Raw genomic sequence first — 14,070 nt, 5'->3', positions numbered from 1 at the left:
GCTGTAGTAGCATCACTACATCCGTAGTTACTACAGATGTAGTCAAGGAGGCGGCGATGTCCCACGCGGTCGTCATCGGCGGAGGGATCGGCGGGCTCACCGCCGCCGTGGCCCTGTCCCTCAAGGGATGGGACGTCACGGTCTGTGAGCGGGCGGCCTCGCTGGAACCCGTCGGGTCCGGCCTCGCCGTCGCGCCGAACGCCCTCAAGGCGCTGGACACGATCGGCGCGGGCGACGAGGTGCGCGAGCTCGCCGCCATGCAGGGCCAGGCCGGGGTGCGCGCCGCGGACGGCCGGTGGCTGCTCCGCACGAGCGCCGAGGCCGTGACGGCCCGCTTCGGCGACCCCACGGTGCTGCTGCTGCGCGCCACGCTCGTGGACCTGCTGGCGAGCAGGCTCCCCGCGGGCGCCCTGCGCCTCGGCACGGCCGTCCAGGCCGCGGACCCGCGCACCGGCCGGGTCGTCACCGGCGACGGGGAGCTGGACGCCGACCTGATCGTGGCCGCCGACGGCATCAACTCGGCGGTCCGCCGCGCCCTGTTCCCCTCACACCCGGCCCCGGTCCATTCGGGCGTGACGAGCTGGCGCGTCGTCGTGCCGAGGCCCGAGGGGGACCTGCGGAGCAGCGAGACGTGGGGGCGCGGCCAGGTCTTCGGCGTCATGCCGCTGGCCGACGGCCTGGTGTACTGCTACGCCACCGCCCCGGCGGGCCGGGCGGCCGGCGTGCCGGGCCGGAAGCGGCGGCTGACCGCCCTGTTCTCCGGCTGGCACGACCCGATCCCCCGGCTGCTGGCCGCGGCGCGGGAGGACGAGATCCTCGAACACGACGTCTTCGCCCTGCCCTCTCCTCCCCCGGCCTTCCACGCCGGACGGGTGGCGCTGCTCGGCGACGCGGCGCACGCCATGACCCCCAACATGGGCCAGGGCGCCTGCCAGGCGATCGAGGACGCCGTGGTGCTCGCCCACGTCGCCGTCGGCGCGGCGCCCGTGGACCTCGCGCCCTACACCGCCGCCCGGCTGGCCCGCGCGGCGGGCGTCATGCGCAGGTCCTGGACGCTCTGCCGTCTCACCAAGTGGTCGAACCCGCTCGCCGTCCGCGCCCGCGACGCCGCGATGGCGCTGGCCGGCCGCCTCGCCGGGGACGCGAGCCTGCGTCAGTTCGAGGACGTGTTCACCTGGCGGCCGCCCGCGTCGTGACGGGCACGGGCGCCTCCACGTGACACGGGAGGGTGGACGGGTCGGGGCTGAGACGCCCGAGCGTGATCGTGCCGCCGATCAGCACCGCGGCGGAGATCAGGGCGGGGATGATGCTCGCCGGGTCGGTCGGCACCGGCTCGCCGAGCAGGATCACGCCCGCCAGCACGGACGTGACCGGGTCGATGACCTGCACGCCCGCGTACGCGACGCTGAAGTGCCCGACCGCGTACGACTTCTGCAGCAGGATGACGGCGACGACCAGCAGCACCGGGATCACCAGCGTGAACCAGTGGAACAGACGGGAGAGGTCACCGTCGAGGCCGCCGCCGACGACCCGGACGAACGTGGACACCGCCGCCGTCACGGCCCCGGCGCCGATCGCGGTGACCAGCGCCTTGGCGGTGGTGCCCCGCGCCCGACGCCGCGCGAACAGCTCGCACAGGGCCACGACGACGCCGATGCACGCCAGGAACCACAGCGCGCCCCGCGTGGACAGCTCGGGGCGGGTATGGCTCTGCGGGACGAGCAGCATGATGCCGAGGAGCCCGGCGGACACGGCGATCGAGCCGAGGATCTCCGCCCGGTGCGGACGCCTGCCGTGCAGCACCGCGGCGAGCGGGACGGCGAAGACCAGCGTCGTCACGCTGACCGGCTGCACCAGCACCAGCGGGGCGAAGCTGAGGGCCAGCGCGTGCAGGGAGGCGCCGGCGAAGCCGATGGCCCCGCCGATCCACCACCGCGGCCGCCTGACCAGCTTGAACGTGGCGCCACCCCGGACCGCCTCGTACTGCTGGATCGCCGCGCCTCCGGCGTACCCGAGCGCGCCGACCAGCGCGATCGACACGCCCAGCCACATCACGGGCGACCGCCCGCGACGGGTTCCGAACGGACGGGGCTGGGGGTCTTGGAGGGCATCACAGGGAGCACCCCGTCAGCTTAGGGACAAACCGGGTACCTCGTTCCCCAATCGCGATGACGGTCATGGAACCCCACCGGATCGGTGAGGCGGCGCGCGACGCGACCCCCAGCCCCCGCACGGGCACGCTCGGCGACGACGTGGACGGCGCCTCCGCCCGGGCCCCGTGTCCCGGCGGAGCTCCACGCATATCCGCCCGTACGCGGTGCGACCGGCAGTGCCGCCGACTTCCACCCCACGGTCCACGCGTCCACCCGTACGCGGTGCGACCGGCAGCGCCGCCGCCGACGCCCACCTCACGGTGCACACGTCCGCCCGTGCGCGGGTGGCACCAGGAGATCAGGAGCGTTCGGGGCAGACGCAGAACAGGTGTCCCTCGGGGTCGGCGAGGACGACCCAGCCGTCCCCCGGCTGGAACTCGGGCTTGACGGCCCCGAGCTCCACGTACTCGCGCACGGCCTTGTCGACGTCCGGCACCCGGAAGTCCAGGTGGAACTGCTTCGCCGGCCCCGGCCACGAGGCGGGCACCCGCTCATCGACCCGCTGGAACCCGATCGCGTGCGTCCCGTCCCCGATGTACGCGTAGTTCTCGTCCGCGTACTGGCTCTCATATCCGGTGATCTTCGCGTAGAAGTCCGCCAGCCTCTTGGGCTCGGCGCAGTCGAGCGTCACCGCGACGAACTGTGCTTTCGTTGTCATGGCGCCCATCCTGCCCCCCATACCTGTCAGCCGCCGTCAGGTAAGGAACGAGTTCTTCCGGCGCGATAACCGATGGCCCGGGGGCGGGCGGGTGGTTACCCTGCCGCCATGCGTCCGACTCTGATCGTCTCTCCCCCGACCGCCCGCTAGCGGGCGGTTCCTCTCCGGACAACCGGGCTCTGCGCGGCTCGGTGGGTGGTTGCTGCCTGCTTTCGCGGGACATTTCCAACCACTTCCTTGGAGAGACCTTCATGACGCATGTCTCCGTACCGCGGGGTCTGCTGTACGTCACCGTCGCCGCCGTCATCTGGGGCACGGGCGGGCCGGCGGCGGCCGTCCTCTATCAGGTCAGCGGCCTCGGGCCGGTCGCGGTGTCGTTCTGGCGGTTCGTGTTCGGGGCCGCGGTGATGTTCGCCGCGGCGCGGGCACTGCGGGTCGCCGCGGCGCGGCCCCGCTGGAGCACGGTGGGGCTGGCCGGGTGCGGGCTGGCCGTCTCGCAGGCCGCCTACTTCGGGGCCGTGGCCGAGATCGGGGTCGCCATGGCCACGGTGATCACGCTCGGCGCGAGCCCGGCGCTGGTGGCGCTCGGGGCGCGGCTGTGGCTGGGCGAGCGGCCCGGCCGGGCCGCGGCGGGCGGCATGGTCCTCGCGCCGGCGGGGCTGCTGTTGATGGCGGGCGACCTGGCGGCGGTGTCGCCCGCCGGGCTGGCGCTGTCGATGCTGTCGGCGGTCGCCTACGCCGCCGTCACGCTGCTCCCCCGCGCCGTCGGGGCGGCGGGGAGCGATTCCTGGGGTACGGCGATGTGGGGGTTCGCCGCCGGGGGCCTGCTGCTGTCCCCGATCGCCGCGGCCGAGGGCCTGCTGCCCGGCGGGGGCCAGGCCACGACGCTGGCGCTGCTCGCGTACCTGGGGGTGATGCCCACGGCCGTCGCCTACGGCCTGTTCTTCACCGGCCTGTCGGCCGTCCGGGCCACCACGGCGTCGGTGGTGGCGCTGCTGGAGCCGGCGGCGGCGACGGCGATCGGCGTCCTGCTCCTCGGCGAGCGACTGACCCCTGCGGTGGCGGGGGGCGCGGCGGTGCTGCTCGGCTCGGTGGCGTTCCTGGCGCTCGGCGAGTCACGGCGGGCAGGGTGAGTGCCCGCGCGCGGGCGCGGTCGCCGCCCGGGTTGCGGCGGGGCCTCCCGGGCAGCCCCCACGAGAGGAAAGCGACCCGGAGGGCTCTCCCGCGCAACCGGGGGTGAACCACACCTGAGGGTCTCTAAGCTGCATACGCTGGGAAGGCCATCCAGCCTGGACGAAAGGCGGCGTGGATGAACGTCGAAGGGTCACGGCTCAGCCCCAGGCAGGCGAACCTCGTGTTCGTGGGCCTCATGGTCGCCCTGCTGCTCGCCGCCCTGGACCAGACGATCGTCTCGACGGCGCTGCCGACGATCGTGGGCGACCTGAACGGCCTGCGGCACATCGGCTGGATCGTGACGGCGTACATCCTGGCCTCGACCATCGGCCTGCCGATCTACGGGAAGCTCGGCGACCTGTTCGGCAGGAAGATCGTCTTCCAGGCCGCCATCGTGATCTTCCTGGTCGCCTCGGCGCTGTGCGGCCTCTCCCGGAACATGCCCCAGTTGATCATCTTCCGCGCCCTGCAAGGGCTGGGCGGGGGCGGCCTCATGATCGGCGTCCAGGCGATCGTGGCCGACCTCGTCCCGCCCCGCGACCGCGGCAGGTACATGGGCATCATCGGCGCCGTCTGGGGCCTGTCGTCGGTGATCGGCCCGCTGATCGGCGGCTTCTTCACCGACCACGCGAGCTGGCGCTGGTGCTTCTACGTCAACCTGCCGGTCGGCCTGGTGGCGCTGGCCCTCACCGCGGTCGTGCTGAAGCTCCCCAAGCCCAAGGTGCGGCCGAAGCTGGACGTCCTCGGGACGGCGCTGCTCGCGGGCACGTCCACCTGCGTCGTCCTCGTGACGAGCTGGGGCGGCACGGAGTACGCCTGGGGCTCGCCCATGATCATCGGCCTCGCGGTGGGCGCGGTCGCGCTGGGGGCGATGTTCGTGCTGGCCGAGCGGGCGGCCGAGGAGCCGATCATCCCGCTGCGGCTGTTCCGCGAGAACCTGTTCACGCTGCCGGCCGCCGTGTCGGTGTTCGTCGGCATCGGCATGTTCGCCATGATCGCCTACCTGCCGACGTTCCTGCAGATGGTGAACGGCGCCAGCGCCACGCAGTCCGGCCTGCTGATGCTGCCCATGGTGGCCGGGATGACGATCACCTCGATCGGCTCCGGCCGGATCATCTCCTCCACGGGCCGCTACCGCCTGTTCCCCATCCTCGGCCTCGCGCTGCTGGTGGTGGGCCTGGTGCTGCTGTCGCGCATGACGGCCGGCTCCTCGATGGTGCTCAACGGCGTCTACATGTTCGTCGCCGGGTTCGGGCTCGGCATGGTCCTGCAGACGCTCGTGCTGATCGTGCAGAACTCGGTCGTCCACCGCGACGTGGGCGCCGCCACCTCGGCGGTCAACTATTTCCGGCAGACCGGGGCGTCCCTCGGCACCTCGCTGGTGGGCGCGGTGTTCATCAACCGCCTGTCGGACGCCATCGCGGCCGGCGGCGCGCGACTGCCGGTGCGCGACGTCAACGCGATCACGCCCCAGATGGTGCAGCACCTGCCCCCGCCGGTGCGCACGGCGATCGCCCGCGCGTACGCCCAGGCGCTGCCGCCGATCTTCCTGTACGTCGCGCCGATCGTCGCGATCGGCCTCGTCCTCGCCTTCTTCATCAAGGAGGTCCCGCTCTCCACCCGCCAGGGCCCGGCGCGTCAGGACATCGCCGCGCACAGCACCTGAGTGATCTACGGCGGGAACGCCGCTACAGTGGAAGCCGTTGGAGGGAATGTGGCCTCGATATCGCAGTTGATAAGAAACCTCCTGGATCGTCCCGGGAGCGCGAACATCAGCCCTTTTCAGCGTGTGGCCACCCAGGCCGCCACGCATGAGGACCGGCTCAGGGAGGTCGACGAACTCCCCGCGCCACGCATGGACGATCTCGCCGAGTTCTGCGCGATAGCCCGCGAGGCCGCCCGCCGCACGATCGACATGCGCCCGTTCGACGTGCAGCTCGTCGGCGCCCTGGCCCTGCTGCACGGGCAGGTGGCCGAGATGGCCACCGGTGAGGGCAAGACCCTCTCCGGCGCGATCGCCGCCGCCGGGTACGCCCTGCGCGGCCGGCGCGTCCACGTCATCTCCGTCAACGACTACCTCGCCCGCCGCGACGCCGAGTGGATGGGGCCGCTGTACGAGGCGCTCGGAGTGTCCGCCGGCTGGATCAGCCAGTCCTCGACCCCCGGCGAGCGCCGCGACGCCTACGCCAAGGACGTCGTCTACGCCTCGGTGAGCGAGATCGGCTTCGACGTGCTGCGCGACCGCATCGCCACCTCCCCCGACGACGTCATCGTCCCCGAGCCGCAGGTCGCGCTGATCGACGAGGCCGACTCGGTGCTGGTGGACGAGGCGCGCGTCCCGCTCGTCCTCGCCGGCGCCGCCGACCCGGGCCTCGACGCGCCCGAGGCCGCCGAGCTGGTGCGGCGCCTGTCCCGCGGCTACCACTACGAGGTGGACGACCAGGGGCTCAACGTCTACCTCACCGCCAAGGGCACCGACGCGGTCGAGAAGGCCATGGGCGACATCAACCTGTACGAGACGCCCGAGGCCCTGACCCAGATCAACCTGGCCCTGCACGCCCATGCCCTGCTCACCCGGGACGTCGACTACCTCGTGCGCGACGGGCGCATCCAGCTCGTCAACCAGTCGCGCGGGCGGGTGGCCACGCTGCAGCGGTGGCCGGACGGCCTGCAGGCGGCCGTCGAGGCCAAGGAGGCGCTCCCGGCGAGCCAGACCGGCGAGGTGCTGGACTCGATCACCATTCAGGGACTGCTCAGCCGGTATCCCGAAATATGCGGCATGACGGGTACGGCGGTCGCGGTGGAGGACCAGCTCCGCGAGTTCTACAACCTCAAGGTCGCGGTCATCCCGCCCAACCGTCCCTGCGTCCGCGTCGACGAGCCCGACCGCGTCTTCGGCGCCGTCGTGGACATGCGCATGGCCCTGGTCGAAGAGATCGCCCGCGTCCACGAGACCGGCCGTCCCATCCTCATCGGCACCCTCGACGTCTCCGAGTCCGAGCGCCTCGCCGCGGACCTGCACCACGAGGGCCTGGAGTGCGTCGTCCTCAACGCCAAGAACGACGCGGAAGAGGCCGCGATCATCGCCGACGCCGGGCAGAAGGGCACGATCACCGTGTCCACCCAGATGGCCGGGCGCGGCACCGACATCCGGCTCGGCGAGGGCGTCGCCGAACTCGGCGGCCTGTACGTCATCGGCGCGGGCCGGCACGCCAGCAGCCGCCTGGACGACCAGCTCCGCGGCCGCGCCGGACGCCAGGGCGACCCCGGCGGGTCGGTGTTCTACGTGAGCCTCGAAGACGACCTGATCACCCACTACGCGCCGCACGAGTCCCTGCCGTCCGCCGACGACGAGACCGGCGTCGTGCGCAGCAAGCGCGCCGGGTACATCGTCGGCCACGCCCAGCGCGTCGCCGAGGGCGCCCACCTGGAGATCCACCGCAACACCTGGCGCTACACCCGCCTGCTCGAACGGCAGCGCGCCCAGGTGCTGGAACAGCGCGACAAGGTCCTGCGCGGCGAGGCCGCCGCCGACGCCCTCGCCGCCGCCCGCCCCGAACGCTGGGACGAGCTGCGCGAGCAGGCCGGCGAGCAGGTCCTGCGCGACGCCGCGCGGCAGATCGTCCTCTACCACCTCGACCGCGGCTGGACCGAGCACCTCGGTTTCATGTCCGACGTCCGCGAGGGCATCCACCTGCGCGGCCTCGGCCACCGCCTCCAGCCCCTCGACGAGTTCCACCGCGAGGGCGTCGCCGCCTACCGGCAGTTGCTGGAGGAGGTCGAACGCCGCTCGGTCGAGACCTTCGAGAGCGCCACCATCACCGCCGACGGCTTCGACGCCCTGGACAACGGCCTCAAACGCCCCACCGCCACCTGGACCTACCTCGTCCAGGACAACCCCTTCGGCAGCGCCTTCGACCGCGCCCTGAAGAATTTGATGACCCCGAAGTCCAAGCGACTTCGATCCCTGGACGACTGACCGCCGGACGAGCTCCCACACGGCTCGTCGCCCCTCTCATCCGGTCGTGGTGGCCGGGGCGGGCTCGCCGCTCCTAAGGCGGCCCGCCGGCGCGAGCGTGCGCTGGACGATGAAGTACTCGGCCACGACCGCGTTGATCAGGAAGGAGGCCCACGCGCTGGCGGTGTACACGTCGTCGAACGTCAGCCCGGTGACCGGCCGCAACAGCAGGCCGGCCATCAGGTAGACGCGCAGGGTCACCGCGGCGAAGGTCAGGGCGTAGTTGCGGATCATCCAGATGCGGTGCAGGCGCACGTCGCCGCGGCGGATGCTGCGGTACGCCTGGACCAGCGAGTACAGCCAGGCCGCCACGAGCAGGTAGAACGCGACCTGCACCGGAAAGCCGTCGAGCGTGAACGTGGCGGCGAAGATCGACGCGACCGAGGCGGCCAGGACGCTGATCATGTAGATCCGGCCCATGATCCTGTGCAGCCCGGGACGGCCGGCGCGTAGCCGGGCGAGGAACTGGAACGGGCCGATGACCAGGGCCAGGCCGCCCGGGAGGGCGTGCATCACCAGGGACAGGTAGTGCAGCGGGACCTCGGGATTGAGCGGCAGGCTGACGTCGGCCGGATCCCCGGTGAGATAGCGGGGTACCGCGTAGCCCGCGATGCCGATCGCGGATAAGGCCATCAGGCCCCACAGCGGCCACCATCGGCGGGAGCGGACGGTCCGGGACGTGGTGGTCATGTCGGACTCCTTTGCTAGTGAGTGGTCACTATCAAAACGGCAAAAAAAATCAGCCGGAGGTGAGGAAACGGTCCGCCCAGGGGTCGCCGGCCGCGCGAGCGGGCAGGTCCATGGCCGCCGCGATCATGTAGAGGGTTCCCTCCGCGACGAAGGTGTGCGCCTTGTCCGTGCCCACGCCCGGCATCGCCTCGACCCGCTCGAAGATTCCCTGGGTCGCGCGCTGCATCAGGTCACGGATGTCGGGGTCGTCGCTCGCCGCGTACCCCTGCAGGAGCACGAGCATCAGCTCGCGATGAGCCATCAGCTCACACCACGCGTCCGCCATCGCCTTCGTCGGATCCGTCCCGGTGGCGCCCCGGGGCAGCATCTCGCGCTCGATCATCTCGAAGGCGCGCACGAGCACCTCCATGAACAGTTCCTTCTTCGTGGAGAAGAGCCGGAAGAGGTTCGGGTGCGACAGATCGGCCGCACGCGCGATCGTCATCGTCGAACCGCCGTGCAACCCTTTGTGGCTGAACTCCTGCAGAGCGGCCGCGAGGACCTCCTCACGCCGCTGCTGCGCGCCCACCCGCGGGCGTCGTCCGTTCGCCACAATTGATAGTAAACAGTCACTATCTAAGTGCCGTCAAGCCCCTCCAAGCGCGCCCCCGTCCTGGGGTCCCAGTGCGGCGTGGCCCGGCGGCCGGCCGCCCCGGATCTCGATCCGGCCCGCGCCGTCACCCGGGCCTACGCCGTCCAGAGCTGACCGCCCGGCGCCGAAGCCCGCGCCCCCGGGGTTCGTGGCCCCGAGGACGCGGGCGGATGACCGTATCCGGCCCTGTCAGGCGGTACGGCGTCAGGTGGCGCGGCGGCGGAGCAGGCCGATCGTGCCGAGGGCGAACACGAGGACGGCGCCGCCCGCGGCCAACGGGAAGGTGGTGGCCGCCCGCGGGGCGGTGCCGTGGCCCTGGGAAGAGGAGCCGTAGCCGCCCGCGTAGCCGTCCCTGGCGTAGGCCGAGCCGGGGAGCTTGGCCGCGTAGCGCTGCCGGACCAGCCGCTGGTAGTCGGCCGCCGCGATCCCGGCCGCGCCGATCGACTGGGTGGCCTCCGGGTTCAGGGGCACGACCCTGCCGTCACGCAGGGCGTACCAGGCGTTGATCTGCGGTTCACGGAAGACGGTGCCGGGCTGGGCGGCGTACCGCTGCTCGTCGGCGCCGCTCGCGATGTTGGTGACGACCCAGCCGCCCGACGGGGCGCGGGTGGTCCAGACGGAGGCCGTCTGGCCGTCGGAGGCGTTGGCCTGGGTGGCGAGGAACGAGAAGCGGGCGATCTGCGGGGAACGTCCGGCGACGAAGTCGGGGTTGAGGTCGTTGACGGCGACCGTGGGGCCGTCGACCTGGGCGGCCATCGGGGCCACCTGGGTCTTGGCCTGCCGGCCCTTGGTGGCGAAGAAGCGCCCGACCGTGTCCCGGGCGTTCGCGGCCGCGGCCTTGGCGGCGGCGAGGTCGTCCGGGCCCGGCGCGGCGGGGACGGCGGGCTGGGCGGAGGAGCCCGCGGCGGGGGCCTGGGCGGGCGGGCCGGGCTCCGCCATCGCGGCGGACGGCACGGACAGGAACAGCGCGGCCAGGACCGCGGCCGAGGCGATGAGTTTCATGTCGGTGGCCTCCCTCACGCGCCGATGTAGTCGAGTGAGTGCGTCCAGAAGAACGAACCGTTCGAGACGTAGTAGTTGTAAGTCGTCCAGTTGTAGCGGGTGCTCGACGGCCACGGGTTGGCCCAGTAGACCCACGACTGGCTCTTGTCGTAGCCGTAGATCACCTCCATGTGGCCGCCGCCGCTGGTCCACTGGATGCGGGCCATGATCGGGCGCTCGGCGTCGATCTCCCTGACGATCGCCGCGTACGTCAGGTAGCTGGAGACGTAGCTGCCGGGGTTGATGCCGATCTGGCGGAACGCCGTCTGGTCGTTGGCGAGGGTGGCCTGGTTGTTGGGGCAGGTCGTGTTGACGCCGCGGTTGAAGGCCAGGTTGCAGAACTGGTTCTGGCTGTAGTTGTAGCCGTAGTAGGCGGCGACGGAGTTGCCGGTGGCCGCCCAGCACCAGTTCGAGTACTGCTGGGCCTGTTCGGTGAAGTTGAGCTTGTACCAGGTGTAGGCGTTGGCGGGGGCGCTGGTCGAGATCCAGGCGACCGCCGCCAGAGCGAGGGCCACGGCTAGGCGGAACATAAGAGCTCCTCTTGCTGGGGGGATGCTGCATCGGATCCTCGACCTGCGGCGATAGGCGGACAAGTGCCGTCAAAGTCCCTGGACGAATCGCTGTGGAAACCGGTATTCGTGACGCTCTCCCCCAGATGCCGAATCTGTGGAAATCTGTGAACATTCACAACGTGGCGGACGAGCTCCAAACCGCGCTTCGCGCCGGACCCTTTCACGCGGCCCTGCGCGCCGCGGTCGAAGCGCGTGGGCTGACCCTGGAACGCCTGCGGCACCGGCTCGCGCAGCGCGGGCTCCAGGTCGCGGTGAGCACCCTCAGCTACTGGCAGCAAGGACTGCGCCGGCCCGAGCGGCCGGAGTCACTGCGGGCCGTCCTCGCGCTGGAGGAGATCCTGGAGCTGCCGCCCCGCTCGCTGATCCAGCTCCTCGGCCCGCCCAGGCCGCGCGGGCGGGCCCCCGGCGTGGCGTACGCGACGCTGCTGCGGCCCGCGCGGGCGCTGGCGGACATCCTCGGCGAGCTGGGCGCCGTCGCCGACGACCGGCGGCTGCACATCCTCGGCATGTACGAGTCGGTGCGCATCGGCCCGGACCGCAGCACCGCCGCCCGCGAGACGCTGCAGGTCGTGCAGGCGCACGAGGACGGCGCCGACCGGTACATCATGATCTACCAGGGCGACGCGGGGTGCGACGTCGCGCTCGTGACGATCCGGGCCGTGCAGGACTGCCGGGTGGGACGGATCCGGCGCGACGCGCCGACCGGGCTGGTCGTCGCCGAGCTGCTCTTCGACCGGGTGCTGCGGGTCGGCGACACGCACGTGATGCGCTACGAGATCAGCGACCTGAGCGGCGTCGAGGCGCACGACTACGAACGCGGCTTCCGCCACCCCGCCGGACAGTACGTGCTCCGCGTGGCCTTCGACCCCGACGAACTCCCGGTCCGCATCCACCGCTTCGCCCGCCGCGGCCCCTCCCTCGGCGAACTCACCGCCACCGAACTGACCCTCAACACCCAACACGCCGTCCACCTGGCCGCGGCCACCCTCCACCCCGGCCTCATCGGCATCCGCTGGTCCTGGCCCTGACACAGCTCCCCGGCCGCTCTGCTCGGCACTCTCCCAGAGACCCGCTCCCCGCCGCCACAGCCTGATCGGCCCCCATGACGCGCGGGGACGCCTATCCTCGTGCTGACGTCGATCAGCGGGTGGGGAGTTCATGTGGCGATGAGCGAGGTGGCGGTGCGTGGCTTCCCCGGTCGTCCCCGCGATCAGGCGATCATGGTGACGGCGGAGGACACCGACATAACGGCCACGAGGGGCGTGTGATGGCGGTCGCCGTGCCGTTTCTCCGGCGCGTACAGGTGACGAACTACAAGAGCATCGCCTCCTGTGACGTGCGCCTCGCCCCCTTGACGGTCCTGCTGGGCCCCAACGGAGCGGGGAAGAGCAATTTCGTGGACGCGCTACGGTTCGTCGCCGACGCGCTGAACACGACACCGGCCGACGCCGTCGCCAGACGCGGTGGGCTCGCCGGCGTGCTCCGGCAGGCGCCCGAGGCCGCGGACCAGTTCTCGGTGCGGCTGGAGTTCGTGACCGAGGCGGCGGGTGAGCCGTCTTCGGTCGAGTACGGATTCACCATCGCGCGCGACCCAAACGGACGCCGACCGCTGGTCGTCAGACAGGAGAACTGCGTCGTCCATGGGACTTCCGGAGAACCCGGGTCCGCGACGACTCGGTTCGACGTGACGGGCGGGCTGGTCCTGAACGGAGGCGGCATCGAGCGGGATCGGCTCTACCTGCCTCTCGCCGCCACCCGGCAAGCCTTCAGCGATGTGTACCGTGATCTGCGCGACATGCTTTTCCATCATCTGGCCGTCGATGAGATGCGGCGGCTCCAGCCCGGCCAGCGGACCGGGAGCATGGGCTACTCCGGAGAACACCTCGGCCCCGTGCTGGGTGAGCTGGCGAGCAGGTTTCCGGCGCTGAAGGCACGGGTCGACGACTATCTCGGGGCGATCGTGCCGGAGGCACTCGGCGTGGACGAGCGCGTCATCGACAAGTTCTCGACCGTGGAACTCCGTACCCGTGACGGGAAGTTCGGTCCCGAGGCCATCTCGGTGGGCACGCTGCACGCGGCGGGCGTCCTGGCCGCGCTGTTCCAGCCCGCCGTCCTGGACCGGCGTGCCAAGCTGATCGCCATCGAGGAACCCGAGACGGCTCTCCATCCGGCCGCGGCCGGCGCGCTGTTCGACGCGTTGACCGAGGCAGGCGAACGCGTCCAGGTGGTGACCACCACGCAGAGCGCCGACCTGCTCGACCGCGACGACATCGATCCGTCCTGCGTCCGGGTGGTGAAGATGGCCAATGGGCTCACCACGATCGCGGATGTCGACGAGATCAGCCGTCGCCTGGTCGAGGACGAACGGACCACCCTCGGTGAGCTCATGCGCGGCGGCCAACTCCAGCCGAAGGCAGGCGAATGAACCACCCGATCACCACCTCCTCCCAGGTGACCGGCCCCGTGACCATCGCTTCCATCGTCGAGGGCGACGGAGAGGTGTCCGCGCTTCCCGTGCTGCTCCGCAGGATCGCCACGGCGCTCTCGATCTGGAACCTGCGCACGACCCCGCCCCGGCGAATTCCGCGAAGCAGGCTCATCGCCCCTGGTGGCGTCGAGAGCGCCGTGCTTCAGGCCTCCTATCAGCTCAGCGGCGCGGGCGGCATTCTGCTTCTCATCGACTCTGACGACGACTGCCCGGCCTCGCTGGGGCCCGACCTGCTACGGCGTGCCCGGCAGGCTCGCGGGGACAAGAACATGTCGGTGGTCCTCGCTCATCGCGAGTTCGAAGCATGGTTCCTGGCAGCCGCCGCCTCCCTGTCCGGACACCGGGCCCTTGCCGATCCGCTGGAGCCACCCACCGCCCCGGAGGAGATCCGTGGCGCCAAGGAATGGCTTTCCGCACGAAAGACCGACGGCACGCCGTACCGACCGACCGTGGACCAGGCGAGCCTGGCCGACGCCTTCGATATGGATCAGGCCCGTAAACTCGCGCCGTCCTTCGACAAATTCTGGCGTGACGTCGAACGTCTCCTCCGAGGCGGTCTCTGACAACGGCCCTCGCCTCCGGCTCGGACTGTTCTTCCCACGTGACTCCCGCCCCCTTCGGCCTCGCACAGTGGGACCGCATACAG

General features: G+C 71.4%; 13 protein-coding genes. 7 read left to right on the top strand and 6 right to left on the bottom strand.

Annotated elements, in window-relative coordinates; translation table 11 throughout:
* The first annotated feature begins 56 nt into the window (after positions 1 to 56).
* Complete coding sequence (locus BJ982_RS15655) at positions 57 to 1,196, top strand: FAD-dependent monooxygenase (RefSeq protein ID WP_184880768.1); 1,140 nt, start codon at positions 57 to 59, stop codon at positions 1,194 to 1,196.
* On the opposite strand, the gene BJ982_RS15650 is transcribed toward BJ982_RS15655, so the two are convergent.
* Both BJ982_RS15650 and BJ982_RS15645 read right to left on the bottom strand, forming a co-directional pair.
* Positions 1,171 to 2,040: a DMT family transporter gene (locus BJ982_RS15650; protein ID WP_239123061.1), complete on the bottom strand. Its 870-nt coding sequence runs from the start codon at positions 2,038 to 2,040 to the stop codon at positions 1,171 to 1,173. The two genes, BJ982_RS15655 and BJ982_RS15650, sit on opposite strands and share 26 nt — an antisense overlap.
* A 411-nt stretch (positions 2,041 to 2,451) precedes the next feature.
* Positions 2,452 to 2,811, bottom strand: coding sequence for a VOC family protein (locus BJ982_RS15645; RefSeq protein WP_184880764.1), 360 nt, complete (start codon positions 2,809 to 2,811; stop codon positions 2,452 to 2,454).
* A gap of 251 nt (positions 2,812 to 3,062) precedes the next feature.
* Between BJ982_RS15645 and BJ982_RS15640 the strand changes: the two genes are divergently transcribed.
* The 3 genes from BJ982_RS15640 to secA2 all read left to right on the top strand — a co-directional run bounded on the left by BJ982_RS15640 (position 3,063) and on the right by secA2 (position 7,963).
* Positions 3,063 to 3,944 carry a DMT family transporter gene (locus BJ982_RS15640; protein ID WP_184880763.1) on the top strand — a complete coding sequence of 294 codons (882 nt, stop codon included), beginning with the start codon at positions 3,063 to 3,065 and terminating at the stop codon, positions 3,942 to 3,944.
* Positions 3,945 to 4,120: 176 nt separating this feature from the next.
* Positions 4,121 to 5,650 (top strand): MDR family MFS transporter, encoded by a 1,530-nt coding sequence (locus BJ982_RS15635; RefSeq protein WP_184880761.1) that lies wholly within the window; start codon positions 4,121 to 4,123, stop codon positions 5,648 to 5,650.
* A gap of 57 nt (positions 5,651 to 5,707) precedes the next feature.
* Positions 5,708 to 7,963 (top strand): accessory Sec system translocase SecA2, encoded by a 2,256-nt coding sequence (gene secA2, locus BJ982_RS15630; RefSeq protein WP_203959162.1) that lies wholly within the window; start codon positions 5,708 to 5,710, stop codon positions 7,961 to 7,963.
* Between the two features lie 36 nt (positions 7,964 to 7,999).
* Here the strand turns inward: secA2 and BJ982_RS15625 are convergent, their stop codons facing one another.
* The 4 genes from BJ982_RS15625 to BJ982_RS15610 all read right to left on the bottom strand — a co-directional run bounded on the left by BJ982_RS15625 (position 8,000) and on the right by BJ982_RS15610 (position 10,894).
* Positions 8,000 to 8,692: a DUF2306 domain-containing protein gene (locus BJ982_RS15625; RefSeq protein WP_184880758.1), complete on the bottom strand. Its 693-nt coding sequence runs from the start codon at positions 8,690 to 8,692 to the stop codon at positions 8,000 to 8,002.
* A 49-nt stretch (positions 8,693 to 8,741) separates the two neighbouring features.
* Positions 8,742 to 9,284, bottom strand: a complete 543-nt coding sequence (locus tag BJ982_RS15620; RefSeq protein ID WP_184880756.1) for a TetR/AcrR family transcriptional regulator — start codon at positions 9,282 to 9,284, stop codon at positions 8,742 to 8,744.
* A 243-nt stretch (positions 9,285 to 9,527) separates the two neighbouring features.
* Entirely contained in the window at positions 9,528 to 10,325 is a 798-nt protein-coding gene (locus BJ982_RS15615; protein WP_184880754.1) for a hypothetical protein, read from the bottom strand.
* Positions 10,326 to 10,339: 14 nt separating this feature from the next.
* The gene (locus tag BJ982_RS15610) at positions 10,340 to 10,894 is read right to left on the bottom strand and encodes a papain-like cysteine protease family protein (RefSeq protein ID WP_184880752.1); all 555 of its coding nucleotides are present in this window, start codon (positions 10,892 to 10,894) and stop codon (positions 10,340 to 10,342) included.
* Between the two features lie 146 nt (positions 10,895 to 11,040).
* Between BJ982_RS15610 and BJ982_RS15605 the strand changes: the two genes are divergently transcribed.
* From BJ982_RS15605 to BJ982_RS15595, 3 genes are all read left to right on the top strand, one after another.
* Positions 11,041 to 11,964, top strand: a complete 924-nt coding sequence (locus tag BJ982_RS15605) for a hypothetical protein (RefSeq protein ID WP_203959152.1) — start codon at positions 11,041 to 11,043, stop codon at positions 11,962 to 11,964.
* Positions 11,965 to 12,203: 239 nt separating this feature from the next.
* Positions 12,204 to 13,361, top strand: a complete 1,158-nt coding sequence (locus tag BJ982_RS15600; protein ID WP_184880748.1) for an AAA family ATPase — start codon at positions 12,204 to 12,206, stop codon at positions 13,359 to 13,361.
* Positions 13,358 to 13,987: a DUF4276 family protein gene (locus BJ982_RS15595; RefSeq protein WP_203959151.1), complete on the top strand. Its 630-nt coding sequence runs from the start codon at positions 13,358 to 13,360 to the stop codon at positions 13,985 to 13,987. The genes BJ982_RS15600 and BJ982_RS15595 overlap by 4 nt, the downstream gene beginning before the upstream one ends.
* The last annotated feature ends 83 nt before the right edge of the window (positions 13,988 to 14,070 follow it).

It is taken from the genome of Sphaerisporangium siamense, assembly GCF_014205275.1.
Lineage (GTDB): Bacteria > Actinomycetota > Actinomycetes > Streptosporangiales > Streptosporangiaceae > Sphaerisporangium > Sphaerisporangium siamense.
This window is presented reverse-complemented; position numbering and strand designations above follow the sequence as displayed.

What these genes read in the sequence shown, in the direction of transcription:
- BJ982_RS15655 (WP_184880768.1), top strand. Translation starts at nt 57, where the DNA reads ATGTCCCACGCGGTCGTCATCGGCGGAGGGATCGGCGGGCTCACCGCC.
- BJ982_RS15645 (WP_184880764.1), bottom strand. Translation starts at nt 2,811, where the DNA reads ATGACAACGAAAGCACAGTTCGTCGCGGTGACGCTCGACTGCGCCGAG.
- BJ982_RS15640 (WP_184880763.1), top strand. Translation starts at nt 3,063, where the DNA reads ATGACGCATGTCTCCGTACCGCGGGGTCTGCTGTACGTCACCGTCGCC.
- BJ982_RS15635 (WP_184880761.1), top strand. Translation starts at nt 4,121, where the DNA reads ATGAACGTCGAAGGGTCACGGCTCAGCCCCAGGCAGGCGAACCTCGTG.
- BJ982_RS15625 (WP_184880758.1), bottom strand. Translation starts at nt 8,692, where the DNA reads ATGACCACCACGTCCCGGACCGTCCGCTCCCGCCGATGGTGGCCGCTG.
- BJ982_RS15615 (WP_184880754.1), bottom strand. Translation starts at nt 10,325, where the DNA reads ATGAAACTCATCGCCTCGGCCGCGGTCCTGGCCGCGCTGTTCCTGTCC.
- BJ982_RS15610 (WP_184880752.1), bottom strand. Translation starts at nt 10,894, where the DNA reads ATGTTCCGCCTAGCCGTGGCCCTCGCTCTGGCGGCGGTCGCCTGGATC.
- BJ982_RS15600 (WP_184880748.1), top strand. Translation starts at nt 12,204, where the DNA reads ATGGCGGTCGCCGTGCCGTTTCTCCGGCGCGTACAGGTGACGAACTAC.
- BJ982_RS15595 (WP_203959151.1), top strand. Translation starts at nt 13,358, where the DNA reads ATGAACCACCCGATCACCACCTCCTCCCAGGTGACCGGCCCCGTGACC.